The sequence below is a fragment of the Bradyrhizobium sp. CCGUVB4N genome, assembly GCF_024199945.1.
Taxonomy (GTDB): domain Bacteria; phylum Pseudomonadota; class Alphaproteobacteria; order Rhizobiales; family Xanthobacteraceae; genus Bradyrhizobium.
The window spans coordinates 2,213,075-2,233,957 of record NZ_JANADP010000001.1 but is presented as its reverse complement, the minus strand read 5'-3'; the positions used below and the strand labels follow the sequence as shown (position 1 = coordinate 2,233,957).

Genomic DNA, 20,883 nt, shown 5'->3' with positions numbered 1-20,883 from the left:
CGGGAGAGGGTGGATCGCCGCGAAGCGGCGAGACGGGTGAGGGGTTTCTCTCCGCTAGGGATGCTCTCACGATTTGAATTCGGGGAGATACCCCCTCATCCGGCGCTTCGCGCCACCTTCTCCCGCAAGGGGAGAAGAAAGCTCATCTCGCCGCAGCGACCTTCAATGGCTGCGGCATCAGTCCACCCATCGGACGGCCGGAGCGCGCCGGATTGAGCTGGTAGAGACCGCGGCGGTCTGACATCGGGCGGAACGCATCGGTGATGCCGACGACGGATTCGGCAGCCCCCAGCAACAGTGTGCCGTCGGCTTCCAGGCCCTTCGCCATGCGCTCGAAGATCACCGCCTTGGTGTCCTGATCGAAATAGATCAGCACGTTGCGGCAGAAGATCACGTCGAACGTGCCGAGATGGGAGAAGTCCTGCAACAGGTTGAGCTGACGGAACTGCACCATCGCGCGAATGTCGGCGTTGAGCTGCCAGACCTCGCCCGATTGCGTGAAGTGTTTCATCAGGAGCTGGATCGGCAGGCCGCGCTGCACCTCGAACTGGCTGTAGACGCCGGCCTTGCACTTCTCCAGCACTTCCTGCGACAGATCGGTGGCAACGATCTCGATGCGCCAGCCCGCGAGCACGGCGCCCATCTCCTTCAGGCACATCGCGATCGAATAGGGCTCCTGCCCGGTCGACGAAGCCGCCGACCAGATTCGCAGCGATCTGCGCGCGGCGCGGGCCTGGATCAGGCCGGGCACGATGCTGTCGCGCAGATGATCGAACGGGATCTTGTCGCGGAAGAAGAACGTCTCGTTGGTGGTCATGGCTTCGACCACGTCGGTCGCAAGCCGGCCATCGCCGTTCCTGATCTTGAGCACGAGATCGGGGATGCCAGGCAGGCTCGCCTTACGAGCAAGCGGCAGCAAGCGACTCTCGACCAGATACTGCTTGTCGGCCGAGAGATCGAGACCGGAGCGCTCTTTCAGGAACTTGCGCAGATACTCATAGTCCATCGGCGTCACGAGCGATCTCCCGCGAACAGGCGGTTGACCTTCGCGCCGATCTGGTTGAGCGGCAGGATCGCGGCGCAGATGCCGGCGTGCGCAGCTGCACCGGGCATGCCCCACACCACGCTGGACGCTTCATCCTGCGCGATCACACTGCCGCCGGCCGCGACGATGTCCTTGCCGCCGCGCATGCCGTCCGAGCCCATGCCCGTCAGGATCACGGAGAGGATGTTGCCGTGCCAGATGTCGATGGCGGAGGTGAACAGCGGATCGACGGCCGGCTTGCAGAAATTGACGGCGGGGCCGTCGTCGAGCGCGATCGCAACGTCCGCGCCATTACGTGCGACGCGCATGTGCTTGCCGCCGGGCGCGAGGTAGATGCGACCCGCCTTGACCGGCTCACCGTCAACGGCTTCGGCTGCCGGCTTACGGCTCGAACGCGCCAGGTGCTCGGCCAGAATGGTGGTGAAGGTCGGTGGCATGTGCTGGGTGATCAGCACGGGGACGCGGTCGATCACCGGACCGAGCTCGGTGACGAGCGCCATCAGCGCCTGCGGGCCGCCGGTCGAGGAGCCGATCAGCAGCACCTTCGGCATCTGGCTCGAGAACGGACGCGTGGTCACCGAGCCTGAAAACAGGGCATGCGGGGCCGGTGCTGGCGCGGTGGGCCGCGCAACGGCCGGCGCGCGTGCAGCCGGAGCAGCAGCAGGGCTCGCAGGCGCCAGCGGCGGGCTCGCGACCGCCGGCTTCCGGCGCAGCCGTGCGCCGAGGTGACGGATCTTCTGGATCAGATCGTGATGGAAGATATCCGCGGCGGACGTCTCGCGCGTCGATTCCGGTTTCGGAATGTAGTCGGCCGCGCCGAGCGACAGCGCCTTGAAGCTGATCTCCGCGTTGCGGCGGGTCAGCGTCGAGGCCATGATGATGACGAGATCGCGCTTCTTCGCCAGCAGTCGCGGCAGCGCCGAGATACCGTCGAGCTCGGGCATTTCGATGTCGAGCACGGCAACGTCGGGATTGATGCGTTCGAGCTGGTTGACCGCCTCGAGCCCGGTGCGCAGCGAGGCTGCGACCTCCATGTCGTGCTCGGCGCCGATCCAGCGCGAGATCAGACCGCGTATGACGACGGAGTCATCGACGATCATCACCCGCAGTGGTCCCGCTTCGCGCGACGAACCCGTGGTCGAATTACCTGCGAACGCAACACTCATTACTCACCAACTCAGACTGAAACGGTTTAGTTGAAAACAAACGCCGAAGGAGCCGTTCAGCCTCCGGTGTTCGCTCAGATCAAGCCGACTTCCTGGAACTTCGCCGTCACGATGTCCTTGTCGAAGGGCTTCATGATGTACTCGTTGGCACCGGCGTGCAGCGCGCGCGCAATATGGGCCACGTCGTTCTCGGTGGTGCAGAACACCACCTTGGGCTGGTCGCCGCCGGGCATGCGGCGCAGATGGCCGAGGAACTCGTAGCCATCCATGACCGGCATGTTCCAGTCGAGCAGCACGGCGTCGGGCAGCCCGCGCTTGCAGGCCTCGAGCGCCTTCTCACCGTCCTCGGCTTCGAGAATCTGGAAGTCGAGGCCTTCCAGGATCCGGCGCGCAACCTTGCGGATGACGCTGGAATCATCAACGACGAGACAAGTTCGCATGTGAACCTCTGCTTCTGATCCCCCTGTGCGGGGGCACTTCCAATTGCGAGTCCATCGGCGGCAATGCCGCCGTATCAGGCCGCCATCATCTCGGGCGCGAGCTCGAGGACGCGATCGACATCGAGGACGACCATGAGCTGGCCGTCGAGACGGTGGACGCCGCCGGCGAGCTTGGCCATGCGGGGGTCGAGATTGACCGGGTTCTCTTCCATGCCGTTCTCGGACAGGCGCAGCACCTCGCCGATCTGGTCGATCAGGAGGCCATAGGATTCACCGCGCAGGTCGACGCCGACAGCCATTGGGGTCTTGCCGTCCTCGGGCTTGGGCAGGCCGAGGCGGGCGCGCATGTCGACCACGGTGACGATGCGGCCGCGCAGGTTCAGCACGCCCGCGATCTCGCGCGAGGACAAGGGAACGCGGGTGACGCGCTCGGGCATGAACACGTCCTGGACGCGGGAGATCGGCAGGCCGAACAGCTGGCCACCGATCATCGCGGTGACGTACTCGACCATGGCGCCTTCGCCGGACTGGGTCTTCTTGGTCATATCGATATCTCCTGATCCCTGTCGTTACGCCGCTGCCCGGTTCAGCTCGGAGGCGCCGGCGGCACCCGCGGTCTGTTCCTTCAGCGCCGCGATCAGACCGGGACGGTCGAACTTGGCGACATAGTCGTGGAAGCCGGCCTGACGGCCGCGCTCGATCGCGGCCGGCGACACCAGGGCGGAGAGGCCGATGATCGGCATCGCGCCCAGATTGCTGTCGGAGCGGATGGTCTCGGCAAACTCGAACCCGTTCATGTCGGGCATCTCGATGTCGGTCAGGACCACGTCGAAGGTCTGGGCACGGAGCGCGGCGAGGCCCTCCTGCGCGGTCGGCGCGGTGCGGACGCGGTAGCCGGCCGCTTTCAGCACCGGCGCCAGCATGTTGCGGAAGAATGCGGAGTCGTCGACCAGCAGCACCGACTGCGAGTGCATCGACGGCTTCATCTCCTTGCGGGTGAACCAGTCGGAGAACGCCATCGGCAGGAAGTGGCCGACGTCGATCACCTCGGTGGCCTGGCCCTTGATCACGGCCGAGCCGAGAATGCCGCTAGCCGAGCCGCCGACCTCGATGTTGAGCCGCTCTTCGACGATGTCGATGATCTCGTCGACGACGAGACCCATGGAGCGGCCGTCATCGGCGAACACCAGGATCGGCTGCGCGCCCTGGCTGGCGATGGTGACGCCGTCCATGGCCACCAGCGGCATCAGCTGCTCGCGGTACTGCACCATGTAGCGGCCGTTACTGAACTCGATCTTGTCGGCGGGGAGCTCTTCGAGGCGGGTGACGAGCCCGAGCGGGACCGCCTTGGGCTGGCTGGAGCCGGCGCGGAACACCAGCAGCGAGGTGGTCTGCTCGCCCGAGCCGATGTGGTGCGCGCCATTGTCGTCGGCCATGTCATGGGCCGAGGAGCCGGCGGCGCCGAGCGCCTTGGCAATGCCGTTGGGGTCGATGATCATGATCACAGCGCCATCGCCCAGGATGGTGTTGCCGGAGAACATGTCGATGTGACGCAGTTTTGTCGACATCGGCTTGACCACGATTTCTTCGGTGTGGAACACGCCATCGACGACGATGCCAAACGTCTGGCTGCCGACCTGCGTCACCACGATAAAGCCGTTCTCGGGATCGGAAGCCGCGCCGTCGTCGATCTTGAGCAGCTTCTTCAGATGGATCAGCGGCAAGAGCTTGTTGCGCAGGCGCAGGACCGCGGTGTCCTTGATGCGCTCGATGCGGTGCTCCGAGTTGGCGCGGGCACGCACCAGCTCGACCACCGAGAGCTGCGGGATCGCAAAGCGATCGCCGGCGGCTTCCACGATCAGCGCCGAGACGATGGCCAAAGTCAGCGGGATCTTGATGGTGACGGAGGAGCCTTCGCCTGCGACCGACTTGATGTCGATGGTGCCGCCGATCTGGTCGATATTGGTGCGGACCACGTCCATGCCGACGCCACGGCCGGAGACCGAGGTGATGGCGGCCGCGGTGGAGAAGCCGGGCGCGAAGATGAACTTGTGGATCTGGGCTTCCGACATCTTCTCCAGCTCAGCCTCGGTGACGAGACCTGAGGAGAGCGCCTTGGCCTTGATCTTCTCGGTGTTGAGGCCGCGGCCGTTGTCGGCGATGCAGATGATGATGTGGCCGCCCTCGTGATAGGCGGACAGACGAATGGTGCCCTGCTCGCCCTTGCCGGAGGCGAGGCGCTCGGCGGGGGTCTCCAGGCCATGATCGGCGGAGTTGCGCACCATGTGGGTGAGCGGATCCTTGATCAAATCGAGCACCTGGCGGTCGAGCTCGGTGTCGGCGCCGTGCATCTCCAGGTCGATCTGCTTGCCGAGTTCGGACGAGAGATCGCGGACGATGCGGGGCAGCTTCTGCCAGGCATTGCCGATCGGCTGCATGCGCGTCTTCATGACGCCTTCCTGCAGCTCGGCAGTGACGTTGGAGAGGCGTTGCAACGGCACCTTGAACTCGGTGTCCTCGTTGCGGCGGGAGATCTCCAAGAGCTGGTTGCGGGTCAGCACCAGCTCGGAGACCATGGTCATCAGGTGCTCCAGCGTATCCACGTTGACGCGGATCGACTGGTTGGCAACGCGGTCGCCTTCGGCGCCCGTCTCGTCGGCGGCCGACTTCTTGGCCGCTTTTTCCCGGGGCACCTTGGCGTCCTTGTTAGCTTCCTTGGCAACAGGTGCCGGAGCCTCGGCAACGGGTTCGGCCTTTGCAACAGGCGCCGGCGCTTCGATCGCGGTCTCGCGGAAGGCACGCTCGAGATCGTCGAGCGAGACTTCGCCGGGACGCAGCGGACGCTCCAGGGTCTGGTCGATCAGCGTGCCCGTGGTCATCTCCTTTGCGGGAGCGGGCGCAGCCGCAACGGGCGCTTCCGGCACCAGCGGCGGGGCTTCAGCGACAGGCGCAGCGGCGCCGGCGGCCATCGCGGCCATGCCCTGCTCGACCATCGCTTCCAGCTTGTCGATGAGATCGCGGTCGTTGCCCTCGGGCTCGGCTTCGGTTGCCTCGAGGCCTGCGAGGATCTCCTTGATGCGGTCGATCGAGGACAGGATCAGCGTCACGGCCTGTCCGGTCACCGGCATGCCGTCGCGGAATTTGCTCATCAGCGTCTCGCCGGCATGTGCCAGCGCTTCGAGCCGCGGCAGTCCGAGGAAGCCGCACGTACCCTTGATGGTATGGACCAGGCGGAAGATGTTATCGAGGATCTTGGCGTTGTTCGGCTCCTGCTCGAACTTCACCAGCTGATTGTCGACGGTGTCCAGGCTCTCGCTGGTCTCCGTCAGAAACTCCCGCAACAGATCATCCATGAAAACAGGCCTTCATACAGGGAGGGCACGCACGAATTGTGATGCGCCATGTCAGAATGGGGCCAGCTTCACCGCAAAGCGTTTAATAATGGTTGAGTATGTGCAAAAGAACGGAACCAACAAAGAGATAAGGCGCTCCGGACAAGCCGAAGCGCCTCGTAAAGATTCGATTAACCTGCGAGAACGATAGGCGCGTTTACGAAGCGCTAATGATGATGGCTTCGCCTTCCGGCTTGAGCGTCACGGTGAGCCCGCAGGCCTGCGCCAACAGCCGGGTATAATAAGGCTGGATCGCGTGCGCATCCGCAGCCGGCCCGCGTTCGCCGCTCAGAAGCTCGGAGATGTTCTGCGGCAGGCGCGCGTTGTGTCCCGTCGCGGTGATGCGGAAGCTCATCGTTTCGCCCTCGCCGATCGGATCGACCGTGAGCATGCCGCCGCGCGGGATCGTGTGCTGGGACACGACCAGCATATTGAGCAGCAGCTTGACGCGATTCTTCGGCAGCAGCAGCCGCGGCAGATTCCACGTGATCGTGCACTTGCCGTCCTCGATGTGGCCACGCGCCATGGTCTGGGCGTCGCCGAGGTCGATCTGTGCGCCGGAGGAGCCGGCCGCGCCGAAGGCGAGGCGGCAGAATTGCAGGCGGGCGGAGGCCGTCTTCGCACTCTTGCGAATCAGGTCGAGCGCGAATTCGCGGTCCTCGGGCTTGGGATCGTCATCGAGCACCTCGAGCCCATTGACGATGGCGCCAACCGGGCTGATGAGATCATGACAGACCCGCGAGCACAGCAGTGCAGCGAGTTCGAGCATATCGGGAGCGGAAGCGGTACCGGGTGACGGAGCGTCAGACATAAAGGGTTCCTGGAATGGCACGGCGTGGACGCGGCGAATCACGCATGGCTTAAACTGTTGCTGCGGGTTCTATCATTCGCCAGCCCGTGGCAGCTAGCTTGCGATAGGTTCGAAGCGGCCATAAGGGACGCAGGCGAATCAAGCGACGAGAGGCGAGATTTGCCAATACGAGATTTGCCAATGAATGAGGCATGCAGGTGAGGATCATCGACGGCGAGGCCGCATCCCGGCTGATGGAGCCCCTGACCGCACTGGTGGTTCAGGCCGGCGAGGCGATCCTCGCGGTCAACCGCACGGCGATGCGGGTCGACGGCAAGCAGGACGGCTCGCCGGTGACCGAGGCCGACCTCGCCGCCGACCGAATCATTGCCGAGGGGCTCGCCAGGCTTGCGAACGACGTGCCGTCGCTCTCGGAGGAACGGTGCCAGCTCGCCTCGCCGCCGTTTCGCGGCAGCTTCTTCCTGATCGACCCGCTCGACGGCACCAAGGAGTTCGTCGCCGGCCGCGACGAGTTCACCGTCAATCTCGCGCTCGTGACCGACGGCGTGCCGCTGCTCGGTATCGTCAGCGCCCCCGCGCTCGGGCTGCTCTGGCGCGGCATCGTCGGCCGCGGCGCCGAGCGCGTGACGTTTGACGGCACAACGATCGGCGCCGCCGAGCCGATCCGGACCCGCAAGCTGCCCGGGCACGGCGAGCCCTGGGTCGCGGCGGTGAGCCGCTCGCACGGCGACCCCACAAGCGAAGCCTTCATCGACCGACGGCCGAAGGCCGTCAGAAAGACGTGTGGCTCGGCGGTCAAATTCGGCCGAATCGCCGAAGGCAGCGCCGACATCTATCCCCGCTTCGGGCCGACCTCGGAATGGGACGTCGGGGCAGGCTGCGCCGTGGTCACGGCAGCCGGCGGCAAGGTGACCGACGGCAAGGGCGGCGAGATCCGGTTCGGCGAACGTGGCGACACCGGCTTCATCATCCCGGCGTTCGTCGCCTGGGGCGACGCCGGGGCGGTCATGCCTACTGACTGAGCTTGTCCTGGAGCGCCGGCCAGCGCTTGCCGACTTCATACAGGAACCGCTCGGGATTGGCGGCGAAGGCGTCGCGATTGTCTTCGCGGCTGAACAGATAGAGACGCTGCTCCGCGATCACGAAGAAGCGGGGATTGCCGGCGACGACGACGCCGCGCGCGATATCGGCCGGGTCGTAGCCGCCGTACTGCGGGCCGTAGATTTCGGGATGGGCCAGGAAAGAGGCCCGGTTGCCCTCGTTCCGGAAGCGCCAGACCGCGCCCCAGAGATTGGCTTCGAACTCCGCCGTCCCCTGCCCGGGGCTGCCATCGACGAAATAGGCCACGGGATCGAAGCCTTCGATGGCGACGCCCGAGAAGCGATTGACGACGATCCGCTCGGTGGTGGCGGCCTGCACTGGCCCGCCTGCGCAGGCGAGCCAAATGGCCGCCAGCAGGCAGACCAGACGGCCGATCAAGGCAATTCCGGGGCGCAAAGGGCTATCTTCCTGCCGTTGTGCCGTCATAGTTGCTGCGGATAACATCCGAGTCGAGGGGACATCCGGTGCAACCTAGGACCGTGCCGTTGGCGTCAGGTTAAGGGAAGCGGACCGGAATCGATACCAGGGGTTCTTTTATGACTTTCGCATCACGCCTTGCCGCAGTGGCGCTCATCGCGCTGGCTGGCTGGACCGTGCCGGCCGCCGCCCAGACGGCCGCGCCGCCGCCGGACCTGCCGCCACCGCAGCGGACCCCGACGCCCAATACCTATGGGCCGGACGAGCTCGTCACCGCGGGCCATCGCTTCTTCGGCAACGTCTCGCGCGGCCTCGCCTCGATCATCGAGAAGGCGGTCAGCCAATGGGGCCTGCCGAACGGCTATATCCTGGGCGAGGAAGGCTCCGGCGCGTTCGTCGCCGGCCTGCGCTATGGCGAGGGCACGCTCTACACCAAGAATGCCGGCGACCTGCGCGTCTACTGGCAGGGTCCCTCGCTCGGCTTCGACTGGGGCGGCGACGGCGCGCGTACCATGACGCTGGTCTATAACCTGCCCGCCACCAACGCGATCTACCAGCGCTTCGCCGGCATCGACGGCTCGGCCTACATCATCGGCGGCTTCGGCATGACGGCGCTCACCGCCAACAACATCGTGCTGGTGCCGATCCGCTCCGGCCTCGGGCTGCGCCTGGGCGCCAATATCGGCTACCTCAAATACACGCCGCGGGCGACCTGGAACCCGTTCTAGGTCTGCTCCGCTTATCCCGTTCCGGATTCACGTTAACAACAGGGCGGGGCTGGCTTTTTGCCGGCCCGCCATGCATTGTCTTTGGTAAATTTTTCCTTGTCTTTGGAGCTCTGACCCATGGTCGAACCGATCATGTACCTGGCGATCGGTTTCCTGCTCTCGATGCTGTGCGGGCTTGCCATCGTGCCGCTGGTGCATAACCGCGCGGTCCGCCTGACCACGCGCCGGCTCGAAGCCGCCACGCCGCTGTCGATGGCGGAGATCCAGGCCGACAAGGACCAGCTCCGCGCCGAGTTCGCCATGTCGGCGCGCCGGCTGGAGATGAGCGTCGACCAGCTCAAGAACAAGACCACGAGCCAGCTCGCCGAGCTCGGCAAGAAGAGCGACGCCATCAACCGCATGAAGATCGAGCTCGGCGAGAAGAACGCCACGATCTTCGCGCTGGAGGCGCGCGAGAAGGCGGTCAAGGAGCAGCTCCGCGCCACCGAAGAGGAATTCAACGCCAAGACCGCCGCCCTGCGCGAGGCCGAGATTGCGCTGAGCGACAAGCAGGGCGAGCTCGCGAAGATCAATTCCGAACTGTCCGACCGTTCGATGATGGCGGAGAGCCGCCAGGTCGAGCTGGTCGCGGTGCGCGCCCAGATCGAGGAACTGAAGAACCGCGTCGGCGATGCCGAGAAGGAGTTTTCCGCGACGCAGGCCCGGCTGACGCAGGAGCGCTCTGACTCGGAAGTCGCCTCGCGCGATCTGTCCGATGCGCGCGGCCGCGTCGAGAATCTGAGCCAGCGCGTCACCGAGCTCGATCGCCAGCTGATCGTGCAGGTCAAGGAGGCCGAGATGCTGTCCGGCCGCGTCGCCGATCTCGAAGGCCGTCTCGCCACGCAAGGCAAGCTGCTGGCCGAGCGCGACTATGAGAACAACCAGCTCCGCCAGACCAACGAAGGCTCCGAGCGCACCATCAAGGACTTGCGCGTCGAGATCGCCGGCTTGAGCGGCGGCAAGTCGTCGGCCGCGTTCGAGGCGATGCGTGCGGAGAAGGCCGCGCTGGAAGAACAGCTCGGCACCGCCCGCGACGAGCGCGCAAAGCTCCAGCGCGACATCAATGCGATCCAGCAGCAGGCGGAGAGCTCCTGGGCGACCGAGCGCATGGAGAATGCGCTGCTGCGCGAACGCATCAACGACATCGCCGCCGAGGTGGCAAAACTCGCGATGCAGCTCGAGGGCCCGAACTCGCCGATCGAGGCGCTGCTGGCGGCCGAGGCCGGCCAGCCACCGAAGCAGGCCACCCGCCCGGCCAACGGCTCTGCTGCCAACGGCGCGGTCGCAGCTGCCCTCCCCGAGGGTGGCGGAACGCTCGCCGAGCGCATCCGCGCGCTGCAGGCCCACGCCTCCCGCGCCCGCCAGCAGGGCGCGTAAATCGCCCGAAATCCGGCCTCGCCGCGGATTTAAGACACTGAGGCAAGGTTTTCCGGCCTCGAGCCGCCTGAAAACTTGACACGTCTCACCCGCACTTCTAAATCGCGGGCTCCGATGCGCCGGCCGGCCGACGAGGTCCGGCCGTCTGCATGATGGTCCCGGGCGCATAGCTCAGCGGGAGAGCGTTCCCTTCACACGGGAGAGGTCCAAGGTTCGATCCCTTGTGCGCCCACCATTTCTTCCGTATCTCCAATGACTTAGAAGCCTGCTTCCCGCACGGTGTGCCCTTAAAAGTCTGGGGCACAACAGGGGCACGCTGCAAAAAATCATTCCGTCTACCTCACCCGCCGCTCCGATCTCGACGGCCAATCAATAAGACTGTTAGCCCGTCTTCGCGGATTCGTCGGTTTTTGAAGAGCCGACATCAAGCAGATCAATGACTTAGCTCAAAAGGTCTTCACTACGGCGACTGGCTTGGTTGATGGCGGCAGCGGCGATCCTGGGCGGCGGCTGCGGTGGCAGGCGGAGCTTCAGCCGATCGATCAAGAGCTGGAGTTCGGGCTCGGGATGGGTGTAGCGGGTGAGCCGGATCTCGCGCCCATCTGTCGTCGGCAGATGAACGTCGATCATCTGGACGGCGGCAAATTTTTCGAGCGCGCTGCGCGCGGTCAGCCCCGGCGCCAAAGCGTGGAGACGGCGGGTCAGCGTGATCTGCATGCAATAGGCCAGGAACGCGATGAAGATGTGGGCCTCGATCCGCGCCTCGCCCTGATGGAAGAGCGGGCGGATCGCCAGGTGCCCTTGAGGTTGCGGAAGGCCTCTTCAACGGCGACGAGCTGGACGTAGTACTGCCAGAGCTGGGCGGGATCGTTGTCGGTGAGGTTGGTGCGCAACAGATAGCGGCCTTCGCGCCGGCGCGTGATCCGCAGTTTCCTGCGATTGAGCGCGAAGGTGAAGCTCGGGCGCTGCTTGTCGATCTCGATGTCGACCAGACGCCAGGCTGCCGGCGCCTTGGAGCGCGCGCCGCCGAGTTTCATCAGCAGTTCTTCGCGGGAGAGCTCCATGGCGGCGATCTGCCGGAGCCGCTTCCACAGCCACGTCAATTGCCGCCGGCGCATGGCGCGCTCCTTGGTGACGCGATCATGGCTCTGCGCGAAGACATAGAGCTCGCCGTCTTCGGCCAGAAGCTTGACCTTCACGCCCTCGCGCGCATCCTGCCAGGGCCTGTCCACCAGGTGCTTCTCCAGACGGTTCAGACGGCCCTTCGGCGTTCCCACCAAGTCCTGCACCGGCGGATCGCTGCCCCGCATCTCGGCCAGCACGGCCTCGGTCGGCACTCCGCGATCCATCACCCAGACCCGGCGCGCCTTGCCGTATTGCAGCTCGATCTTGTCGAGGAACATCCGCAGCGTCTTGCTGTCGGCGGTGTTGCCAGGCAGCACTTCGTAAGCCAGCGGCAAGCCGTCAGGCGTCACCACCAGCGCGATCACGACTTGCGGACAGTCCGGCCGCTTGTCGCGGCTGTAGCCGTGGCGGCGCTTGGCTCCTTCCGGCAGGTCCGAGGCGTTGACCTCGAAGTAGGTGCTGGTCAGCAGCACGTCGAAGTCGGCCTTGAATAGATCGCGCCAGCGCCCGACCAGATGCGAGAACAGCGCGTCCTTGTGCGCGAGCAGGAGATCGTGGCAGGCATAGAGCTTGTGTTCTTCCGCCAGGCCGAAGTCCGCGCCCAGTAGATCAGCCATCGCGCTGTTGCCGAACCACTGGCGATGCAGACGCCATTCGCTGCCCGGCGCAATCAGCCGGTAGGTCGCGAGCACTTGCAGGATTTGATCCCACCTGGTCTTCTTGCGGCTCGGGGGCAGCCGATCGGCCCAGAACCGATCAAGCCGAAGCTCCTGCCATAACTGCCCCGCCAGCCAGCAGGCGCCCCATTGACGCGGACGGCGAAGCTCCATCTCCGACAGCCGAAGCTGGACGATCGATGCATCGCATGCGACCGCCTCGCATCGATCCTCCGGGAACAGCGCCAGTGTCCGCGCGCGGCCGGCGTCCTCGTCGAAGACCTCGATCGCCTTGCGCCAGCTCGCTGCCTGCGAGGAATTGATCTCGCCGAGATACAGCACATGCCGCTGCACCACGCGGCCATCATCGAGACGCTTGTTCTCAACGATGTTCCAGGAGCTGTGCGTCTTGCCGTTCTTCTTTCGCTCGGTGCGTCGCAGGAACATGACGCGGCGAATCTACCCGCACCATCACGCCCTTGGGAATCGGGTAGGTCTTCACTACAGCCGTTTTCGGCCAAAACTGACGATGCCGCCCTTTCCAGATCAACCACTTAGCTCGTCAGAAAATCGCAAAATCACGATTTCTGTCCGCGAATCCGCGAACTCGGGCTAGCGGTACGAGCAGACCACGGACTTGGCGTGGACGGCCTACGCGCCACGCTTGAAGCGCATAGGCATCCAGAACTGCCGCAGGGCCTCAACGGCTACTGGAATGTCACGCCAGGCGTTTTGAGCGACGGGCAGCGTTCCCAGCGTGTGCCGGGCCGGGGGTAGCAAGGGCCGACCGGCGTCATCGATGCAATGGATCAGGATCGGCCGCAGCATAAGGTGTTCAGTGCCGTTCGGAGAGAGAAGGCGCCACCAGACGAGAAGCCGAAGCTTCATGACGGCGTAGAAGCCCATGCACCAGGGCCGCGGGTCGACTTCGCCGTCCGGCGATCGCACGAACAGCGGCTCGAAGCTCTCCGGTCTCGTCGACAGCGTCTCGCTGATCGCGTTGTGGCGCATCAGCGTGGCGGCGATCGCCGAGAACTCCTCGGTATCGTGATTGAAGGCGTCGGGATCTACGCCAAGGAGCGGGCATACCCATTCCTCGGACGCCATTGAGACCGGCCCGGCGACGACCGCGGCCACTGCGCCGTCGAGCATGGAGAGCGATGTCGCCCGCGGATGCCGAAGCGCCGGCGACCTGGCGCGCTCGCTTATCCATTGCCCGAGCTGTTCGAACGACATGGCATAGTCCGCCATCGTCGTCTTGGCCCGTTTTCCTCGCCGTTGCTTCGGCTTTGTCATGCTGCGGCCCGCTTTTCGGCTTCGCGTGCGGCCTTCCAGTTCCAGGCCAGAAGTTCGTGCAGCTGGTTGGCCTTCGTGGCGCCGCTCACCATGCGCTCGAGAACGTCGACGAGATAGGCCTCGGGGTCGAGGCCATTCAATTTTGCCGTGTTAAGAAGCGAAGAAAGTATCGACCAAGTCTCGCCTCCTCCTTCCGAAGGGGCTGCATGATGCAGGGATTTCAAGCAACGAAGTTCGAGTAACATATCCATTCCATCCCGACGCCGGCCGAGACCTGATCGTTCTCAGCGAACAAATCCATGATGGCCGTCGCCACTTCACAGTTCGCCGCGAGAACGGCCGTCTCCATCTTCTGTCGGCATGGATGACGGAGCCCGAAGCAGCATCGACGAAAATTGTAGCTGATCCGTTTCTACCAATAGACCAGCTTCTTGAGCTTCGGACATTTATTGACGTCCTCGTAACCTCGCGTTGGGAGGAATCGCCTCCCGCTGAGGGAGGAGCCCATGTCCAAGACGATACAAAAGAGGCAGCAACCGGATCTGTTCGAAACAGCGCAAGCAGAGCATCTACCTCAGGCGGTGCAAGCCGAGGCCGCAAAGTTGCTGTCGCTCCTGCTCAACGAAACCGCGGCAAAGGTGTCTGCCCCACCCGCCCAGTCAAGTCAAGAGGTGGATCATGACGAAGATCACCGCTGATCACCTGGTGCGCAGCGCCGTGGTTTACGTTCGACAGTCCTCGGTCGACCAGGTTGTCCACAACCTGGAGAGCCAACGCAGGCAATACGGCCTTGAGGCTCGCGCACGCGCACTCGGCTGGAGCGGTGTCGAGGTTATTGATGATGATCTCGGCAAGTCCGGCTGCGGCGTTGCGAGACGTGGATTTGAGCGGTTGTTGGCGTTAATCTGCGAGGGCGCGTCGGTGCGGTGTTTTCAATCGAGGCCTCCCGCCTCGCTCGAAACGGTCGAGACTGGCACACGTTGTTGGAATTTTGCGGCTTGGTCGGCACGCTCATTATCGACGAAGATGGTGTCTATGATTCTCGGTCGATTAACGATCGATTGCTCTTGGGGATGAAGGGTACGATGAGCGAGCTGGAGCTCAGTGTCATTCGACAGCGATCAGTCGAAGCCGTCAAACAAAAGGCCCGGCGCGGCGAGCACTTCACGACGGTCGCGGTCGGGTATGTGAAGACGAAGGATGATCGAATCGAGAAAAACCCGGACGTACGTGTCCGCGAGGCGCTGGATCTCGTCTTCAGGAAGTTTGTGGAGCTCCAATCGATCCGGCAGGTCTTGCTCTGGTTGCTCCAGGAAAAGATCGCGCTACCCTTCGCCGTTGGAGGTTCGCACGATCCGAAAATCGAATGGCGCACACCAAGCTACACGACGTTGAATCACATGCTCACCAACCCTGTGTATGCCGGTGCCTATGTGTTCGGACGACGATCGAGAACGGTCGGAAGAAGGTAAAGCGAAATCCCCAACGAGATTGGAAAGCCTGGGACGTGCTGCTCCGCGAGCATCACGAGGGCTACATCTCCTGGGATGAGTTTATTCGAAACCAGCGCCTCATTGCAGACAATGCCAACGGCAAGAGCTATCTGGGTCGGGGCGCCGTCCGACGCGGCGAGGCACTTCTCCCTGGGCTTTTGCGCTGCGCGCGATGTGGTCGGCGGTTATACGTTCAGTACTCAGGTAGAGGCGGCGACACGCTGAGATATGTCTGCCGCGGAGATTTCACCAAGGCAGCCGTCGCAGCTTGTCTTGGCTTCGGTGGAATGCGCCTCGATCGGATGGTGGCGCGAGAGGTGCTGGAGCGGCTTCAACCACTTGGCGTTGAGGCTGCGCTAAATACAATGAAAACTGGGTCTTCGTGAAGTCGTGTGGGTGGATTTCATGCCGGTGCTCGGATTTCGTTCGCGAATCGGAGATGATTCCGCAGGCGAGGTATTGGCAGCGTCGGGGGAAGAATTTTGGTTACTGCAACGAAGCGGCGGCGGTTGCGTGATGCATATCGGTTTGCCGGCTTTCGACCAATCGAACAGATCCGTGGTGTGTTTGGCGATCCGCATGCGCGGATTGTCACGCTGGTTCGGCGCTCAAAAAAACCAGCTGCGGCACATGCGGGCGAGAGCATTCCGGATGGTACGATCGCAAGCTTCGCCGCGTTCGGGATCTTCCGACCGCCGGCTTGCGGATATTTCTGGAGTTCGAGGTGCGGCGCGTCAGGTGCCGGCATTGCGACAAGGTGAAGCGCGAGCGACTGGAATTCCTGGCGGACAATCCGCTCTACACCAAGCGGTTTGCGTTTTACGTCGGCCGGCGCTGCCGCAGCTCTCCGATCCAGGATATTGCAAAGGAGCTCAAGCTGGATTGGCACACGGTCAAGGAGCTCGACAAGCAGTACATGCGCGCTCAGCTCGCCAAGGCTGGAACGCCGGCACCGATGGTGATCGGCATCGACGAGATCTCGGTCCGCAAGGGCCACACCTATCGGATCGTGGTCAGCGACCTCATTCGCGAACGGCCGATCTGGTTTGGCGGCAACGATCGCTCGGAAGCCAGTATGCCCCAGTTTTATCAATGGCTTGGCCCGAACAAGAGCGGTCGTATCCGGCTCGCCGTGATGGACATGTGGAAGCCGTTTCGCAACGCCGCGACCGCGCATGCCCCGCAGGCCGCGATCCTGTTCGACAAGTTCCATATCATTCGCCACCTCGGCGAAGCCCTCGATCAGGTTCGCAAGAGCGAGTATGCGCGGCTGTCGGGAAAGAACCGTCGCTTCATCAAGGGACAGAAATATACGCTGCTGTCGCGCAAGGAGAATCTGACGTTGCAGGGCCGACAAGCTTTGCAGACATTACTGCGGGCCAACAAACGACTCCATACCGCCTACCTGCTCAAGGAATCCTTTGGTCAGCTCTGGAGCTATGAGCACGAGGGCTGGGCACGGCGCTTCTTCGAGCAATGGCGCGCCTCGCTCAAATGGCAGAGGTTGAAACCCTACGAGAAGTTCGCCGACATGATCGATCGTCATTGGGATGGCATCGCCGCATATCGCAAGCAGGAGAACAATGTCTCGCTGGGCTTCGTCGAGGGGCTCAACAACAAGATCCGAGTTATCCAACGACGGGCCTATGGGATACGCGACGAAGAGTACCTTCGCCTCAAAATCCTTACCTGCATGCTGCCAGCGCTTTGATGCCTTTCGCGGTTGAATTTGCATGAAATCCACCCACACGACTTCACGAAGACCCTGAAAACTCAGGACGCGGAACATTCCCTTCGCGCATCCGAGATGCCGCCTACCTGTGCAGGAAGTGCGGCGCCGACTGGCTCGCTTCGAGGAGCAAATTCGCCAGGGCTAGGTCACATTCCCACGAAAAACCTATCCCGCAGGGCTCCGCAGCCAATTCTGTACGCAGCACCACAAGCGGATAAAGATCGGTAGGTCGATCAGGGCAACCACCGCCAATCAACGGATATCTCACAGCGTCTTGAGATACTCGACAAGTGCTCGTCGCTCGACATCGGTCAATTCTGGTCCGATGACGCCAGGCGGGAGCTTGGTCACGTCGGTCTCCTTGCCCTCAAACGAATGTCCACGATTGCTATTTCCAAGCAGCGATACATTGAAGTCCGTCAGGCCGGCCGCACAGGCATCGTCCGCTTTCGTCTTCGTAACAAGCCCGACTTTGACTGGATCGAACTGGCGGCTGCCAACGCAGAAAGACGTCGGCCGCTCCTTCTGCGGCAACAACATGTCTCTCAGCGTCGGCACGGACCCGTTGTGCAGATACGGAGCTGTCGCCCAAACACCATCCAACGGGCGCGCCCGATACTGAGGTTCAAGGGCAAGAACATCTTCGTCCTTTCCGTTACGGTTCGCCCGAGCCCCAACATAGACTCGTTGGTTTTGACAGTTTTTCCTAGGTCCCCACATCTGCTGCTTGGCTTCCTCGGAAGTGCGGTTCGCAATGATCCATTGGTCGATTGTCTTTCCGACCACGTCCATGAGGGCGAGTACGAAAAGAGGATCTGCCCCTTTGTTCGCTGGAAGGCCGCAACCCCAGGCTCTGTTGAGGTCATCGACTGGATTTAATCCAAGTGACTCGGGTAAGTGAACTCGGCGCGTCGTGAGGACATCGGATTGTTGACGATCGGTGCCGATCGCGGTGACCGGCATCTGGGTCACATTAAAATAATGCCGCCCCCCTATCTCCATCCAATTTTTCTCGTTCTTGGCGGAGCGATCGGGATTCTCCGGTTTCCAGAACGAATCCTCCGGCCATCTTTTGTCGAAGGCAGGATCGTTGACCGGGCCTCGGTGGCATTCAAAGCAATGTGCCCGATAGAGATCGCGGCCTTTTTCGACGAGTTTTTCGTCAATAGCCCAGGCTTGGTCGCCCCGAAATTTTTCCTGCGCGTCCTTCCACCTGGGCGCTACGAGCCCGGTAAATTTTCTGCCACTTGCATCGGCCGCCGAAAAGGGATCGGCGCCGCGCAGAAGCCCTTCGAACCGCGCGATGTCGGATAGATGTATCGATGAGGCAAAAAGTGGCCGTCCGGGCGCGGGCGCGGTCATATTGATTTTCGCGCTCACACCGAGCGCCTCGCCTGAATTGCGAACAAGTTCGTTGAGAACGGAGGCGTCATACTGCGCCCAGAGGAAATACGGCGTGTCCCAGATGGGCGGAAAGCTCACGGGCGCATCGTGGCGCGCGAAGTTGCCCTTGAGGAGGGGATCCGGGAGTTCGCCGGTCACGGGATCGAGAAGGTTGCTATAGAAAACCTGGTTCCCGATCCGGTTCAGCGCGTCAAGTCGACCGAAACCTTCATCGAGATCCGCAACTCCCTGTCCCGTCAAAAGGCTATCGCCCTGCGCCTTTTGCTTCTTGATCTTTTGAAGCGCAAGCTCGAGATCGCTTCGAAGCTGCTTTCGATCGACGCTTTGGCCCTTGATCCGCTCCAGTCTGCTGGCGAAACGCTCGAATCGCCACGGCAAAATCAGCGTGTAGCCGATAGACAGTCCGATGACCCTTTCAACCTCGCCGAGATTGACCATCGCCGGCCCACCGTCGAACCGAAGGCTGACATTTTTGTACTCGAGATGCCCGGTATGACACGCGGCGCAGGTTAATCCGATCTGATCTTCATACGAGGCTCCCGTCGTCGGGTCGACACCGCCCTTAAGGATGGCAAAGCCGACAGGCAAGCCATTTGGATTGTCGGGTACGTTTGGAGTCCAACCGGAGCTCGCAGCGTCCCCATTCGACGTATCCTCGTGATAACCGTATGAGGGCGCGTTACCGGCGAAGTCCTTTGAGCCAGGACTCGGGATGAAGCCAAGGCGGCGCAGGTAGTCCTCGTCGGTCAAGCTCGTGTAAGAGATGGACAGCTCCGGCCGTTCCAGGGCCAAAAACCATTGATAGGGGACGGGAATGGTCGCCGTCCCCTGCGATGTGTGGTGAAACCAGTAACGCTGGCGCGAGGTCCAATTCTGCGGCAGCCAATAGGCACTTTCGATTTTCGATGGCTCCGGCAGCGTGGCAGGCAGCAGTTGAGCGACCAGATTTGCGTCGTTCTTGATTTTAAGAGCCGCATCGCGAACCTTCTCCGGCGCGAAATACACCCAGCCGACCGACACGATCGCGACGACGACGATTGCGAACAATAGACCGGCGACATGCGGCCAGCGCCTTACCCAGGAACTAAGTCGAGAGCCGAAAGAACGTCTCCCCATAGCAACCACTCCATTCATTTTTTTCGTGCACCAAGCCGGGCCGGCAGGCATCCGGTAACGGTGACGGCGTCTGTTACTTGTTCAGCAATTGGCTATTGATGAGGGCGACCACGTCAGCTGTTTCCGCTGCCGCGCGGCGCGTTATCGTCGCCGCCGCCGGGCCGCCGTTCAAGAACGATGGGAACCAACCGAAATTGCGAACATTCCAGCTTTCCTTCGGCAAGACTGCTCGGTTCACGCCCGGCACTGCGAAGTTTGGAATTTTCCTGGCGAGCGGCTGGGCCGTCTCGGTGTGACAGCTGACGCAATCGGTATTGAAGAAGTGGCTCTTTTTCGGATCGGCAATGATATTGACAATTTCGAGTATGCGACTGTTGGGCGCCTTGCCGTCAATGAACTCGGAGGTCGAAACACCCTTGCGATCGGCGGCTGCCAAAGGCGGATTTTGCAACGCCGCGTGGCGGCAGGTGATCGGATTCTGATTGTTGGTAACCGGCTGCGGGACGACGTGTTTTCCGCCGACGATGCTGAACATCTGTGCTGCGTGCAGGCCATCAAGCGTCGGGCCGGGCACAGGTATCAAGCCGGCTTGCGGGACCCTTAACATCGAGACGAAAATCCAGGGCTCGGGCGGTGAAATGCCCATGACGGCCATGGTGTTGAGGCGCTGCGGTGAGAGATGTTTCTCCAGCAGGGCCTTGAGCGCATCACGAAACGCCTTTGCCGATGCACCCACAAGGCCTGGATGCACGTTCAGATCGCCGGCAGTCGAGACTTTGACACCGCCCAAATGTCCGGTTGCGAGTTGATCGCGCAAGGTCGCGACGTCACGAACGATCGCCTTGAAGGCTTCGTCGTCCGGCTTGAATCGCGGGAATGGCATACAGCCATCGAGCGGCGGATCCGGGTCGAGGTTAAAGCTAAAGATAAGGTGGCCGGCCGTGTCATGAACCTTGAATCCGTCCGGTCCAGTGGTCACCGGCTGAATGATGAGGCGGATTTGCGGTTGCCGGCCAAACTGTGCGATGACGTCCGGCGACAATCCCGGCGCGCCCGGATCGATCCTAATGCCGGCGACAAACCAGGCATCGATCTTTTTCACGGCATCGGGCAGCTGGATGTGGCGCACACCTGAGTCCGGCACTCCCGGACGCTCGGGATTTTCCGCGTTGGCGATAAAGCGCGCGAAGTCTGCGTCGGAAAACAGTCGCTGCGGAGATCCTGTGGGGCCGGCCAGATCGGATACCGCGATCAGATTAGCCAGGTCACCCGCCGATTTCGGTGGAGGAAAGAGGATGGACACATCGTTGGCCGAAAGCGGCTTTGACGCCGTTTGCGCCGGAGCGGCTCCCACGCCCAAAGCTGCGGCGAAGACCGCCCCCGCCGCAAATAGTCGTGCAAGCCGTTGACGAAACCTCGATCCTTGCACTTCACCCCTTGCCATCATTGGCAATCCCTCCTGCGAAACTAAGAGTTCAAACATCAGCTGTAGAAAGCAGAGACCTCGGCGCAACGTTCTCTCCACCGCAAAGTGGACCGGCGGAC

General features: G+C 62.7%; 18 protein-coding genes, 1 tRNA gene and 2 pseudogenes. 9 read left to right on the top strand and 12 right to left on the bottom strand.

Annotated elements, in window-relative coordinates; translation table 11 throughout:
• Positions 1-142: 142 nt before the first annotated feature.
• The 6 genes from NLM31_RS10030 to chpT all read right to left on the bottom strand — a co-directional run bounded on the left by NLM31_RS10030 (position 143) and on the right by chpT (position 6,854).
• Positions 143-1,015 carry a protein-glutamate O-methyltransferase CheR gene (locus tag NLM31_RS10030; RefSeq protein ID WP_254129002.1) on the bottom strand — a complete coding sequence of 291 codons (873 nt, stop codon included), beginning with the start codon at positions 1,013-1,015 and terminating at the stop codon, positions 143-145.
• The gene (locus NLM31_RS10025) at positions 1,012-2,211 is read right to left on the bottom strand and encodes a chemotaxis response regulator protein-glutamate methylesterase (protein ID WP_254129001.1); all 1,200 of its coding nucleotides are present in this window, start codon (positions 2,209-2,211) and stop codon (positions 1,012-1,014) included. Before NLM31_RS10025 ends, NLM31_RS10030 begins: the two co-directional genes overlap by 4 nt.
• Before the next feature lie 74 nt (positions 2,212-2,285).
• Positions 2,286-2,651: a PleD family two-component system response regulator gene (locus NLM31_RS10020; RefSeq protein ID WP_007600538.1), complete on the bottom strand. Its 366-nt coding sequence runs from the start codon at positions 2,649-2,651 to the stop codon at positions 2,286-2,288.
• A 74-nt stretch (positions 2,652-2,725) separates the two neighbouring features.
• A complete protein-coding gene (locus NLM31_RS10015) occupies positions 2,726-3,196 on the bottom strand; it encodes a chemotaxis protein CheW (RefSeq protein WP_254129000.1) in 471 nt (156 codons plus the stop codon).
• Between the two features lie 24 nt (positions 3,197-3,220).
• Positions 3,221-6,004 (bottom strand): hybrid sensor histidine kinase/response regulator, encoded by a 2,784-nt coding sequence (locus tag NLM31_RS10010; RefSeq protein WP_254127717.1) that lies wholly within the window; start codon positions 6,002-6,004, stop codon positions 3,221-3,223.
• Between the two features lie 196 nt (positions 6,005-6,200).
• A complete protein-coding gene (gene chpT, locus NLM31_RS10005; RefSeq protein ID WP_254128999.1) occupies positions 6,201-6,854 on the bottom strand; it encodes a histidine phosphotransferase ChpT in 654 nt (217 codons plus the stop codon).
• A gap of 191 nt (positions 6,855-7,045) precedes the next feature.
• Here chpT and NLM31_RS10000 point away from each other — a divergent pair, with 191 nt between their 5' ends.
• Entirely contained in the window at positions 7,046-7,876 is an 831-nt protein-coding gene (locus NLM31_RS10000; protein WP_254128998.1) for a 3'(2'),5'-bisphosphate nucleotidase CysQ, read from the top strand.
• Here NLM31_RS10000 and NLM31_RS09995 read toward each other — a convergent pair.
• A complete protein-coding gene (locus tag NLM31_RS09995) occupies positions 7,866-8,351 on the bottom strand; it encodes a YHS domain-containing (seleno)protein (protein ID WP_254128997.1) in 486 nt (161 codons plus the stop codon). The genes NLM31_RS10000 and NLM31_RS09995 overlap by 11 nt on opposite strands.
• Positions 8,352-8,491: 140 nt before the next feature.
• Between NLM31_RS09995 and NLM31_RS09990 the strand changes: the two genes are divergently transcribed.
• The 3 genes from NLM31_RS09990 (at position 8,492) to NLM31_RS09980 (ending at position 10,751) form a co-directional block, all read left to right on the top strand.
• Positions 8,492-9,100, top strand: a complete 609-nt coding sequence (locus NLM31_RS09990; protein WP_254128996.1) for a DUF1134 domain-containing protein — start codon at positions 8,492-8,494, stop codon at positions 9,098-9,100.
• Between the two features lie 117 nt (positions 9,101-9,217).
• Positions 9,218-10,516: a hypothetical protein gene (locus NLM31_RS09985; protein WP_254128995.1), complete on the top strand. Its 1,299-nt coding sequence runs from the start codon at positions 9,218-9,220 to the stop codon at positions 10,514-10,516.
• 160 nt (positions 10,517-10,676) lie between these two features.
• Positions 10,677-10,751: transfer RNA gene (locus NLM31_RS09980), tRNA-Val, on the top strand.
• A gap of 206 nt (positions 10,752-10,957) precedes the next feature.
• On the opposite strand, the pseudogene NLM31_RS09975 reads toward NLM31_RS09980, so the two are convergent.
• The 3 genes and pseudogenes from NLM31_RS09975 to NLM31_RS09965 form a co-directional block, all read right to left on the bottom strand.
• A pseudogene (locus NLM31_RS09975) lies at positions 10,958-12,744 on the bottom strand (IS1634 family transposase).
• Between the two features lie 204 nt (positions 12,745-12,948).
• On the bottom strand, positions 12,949-13,593 hold the full coding sequence (locus NLM31_RS09970; protein WP_254192139.1) for a UPF0149 family protein: 645 nt from the start codon (positions 13,591-13,593) through the stop codon (positions 12,949-12,951).
• Positions 13,590-13,781: pseudogene (locus tag NLM31_RS09965) on the bottom strand (transposase domain-containing protein); the annotation flags it as partial. The gene NLM31_RS09970 and the pseudogene NLM31_RS09965, both read right to left, overlap by 4 nt.
• Before the next feature lie 318 nt (positions 13,782-14,099).
• Here NLM31_RS09965 and NLM31_RS09960 point away from each other — a divergent pair.
• The 5 genes from NLM31_RS09960 to NLM31_RS09940 all read left to right on the top strand — a co-directional run bounded on the left by NLM31_RS09960 (position 14,100) and on the right by NLM31_RS09940 (position 16,797).
• Entirely contained in the window at positions 14,100-14,291 is a 192-nt protein-coding gene (locus tag NLM31_RS09960; protein WP_254128992.1) for a hypothetical protein, read from the top strand.
• The gene (locus NLM31_RS43420) at positions 14,272-14,670 is read left to right on the top strand and encodes a recombinase family protein (protein ID WP_375143552.1); all 399 of its coding nucleotides are present in this window, start codon (positions 14,272-14,274) and stop codon (positions 14,668-14,670) included. Before NLM31_RS09960 ends, NLM31_RS43420 begins: the two co-directional genes overlap by 20 nt.
• On the top strand, positions 14,574-15,065 hold the full coding sequence (locus tag NLM31_RS09950) for a recombinase family protein (protein ID WP_375167481.1): 492 nt from the start codon (positions 14,574-14,576) through the stop codon (positions 15,063-15,065). The genes NLM31_RS43420 and NLM31_RS09950 overlap by 97 nt, the downstream gene beginning before the upstream one ends.
• On the top strand, positions 14,960-15,472 hold the full coding sequence (locus NLM31_RS09945; RefSeq protein WP_254128990.1) for a recombinase zinc beta ribbon domain-containing protein: 513 nt from the start codon (positions 14,960-14,962) through the stop codon (positions 15,470-15,472). The genes NLM31_RS09950 and NLM31_RS09945 overlap by 106 nt, the downstream gene beginning before the upstream one ends.
• A 134-nt stretch (positions 15,473-15,606) precedes the next feature.
• On the top strand, positions 15,607-16,797 hold the full coding sequence (locus tag NLM31_RS09940; protein WP_254196166.1) for an ISL3 family transposase: 1,191 nt from the start codon (positions 15,607-15,609) through the stop codon (positions 16,795-16,797).
• A 285-nt stretch (positions 16,798-17,082) separates the two neighbouring features.
• On the opposite strand, the gene NLM31_RS09935 is transcribed toward NLM31_RS09940, so the two are convergent.
• The gene (locus NLM31_RS09935; RefSeq protein ID WP_254192137.1) at positions 17,083-19,269 is read right to left on the bottom strand and encodes a di-heme-cytochrome C peroxidase; all 2,187 of its coding nucleotides are present in this window, start codon (positions 19,267-19,269) and stop codon (positions 17,083-17,085) included.
• Positions 19,270-19,411: 142 nt separating this feature from the next.
• Positions 19,412-20,851 carry a hypothetical protein gene (locus tag NLM31_RS09930; protein WP_254128988.1) on the bottom strand — a complete coding sequence of 480 codons (1,440 nt, stop codon included), beginning with the start codon at positions 20,849-20,851 and terminating at the stop codon, positions 19,412-19,414.
• Between the last annotated feature and the right edge of the window lie 32 nt (positions 20,852-20,883).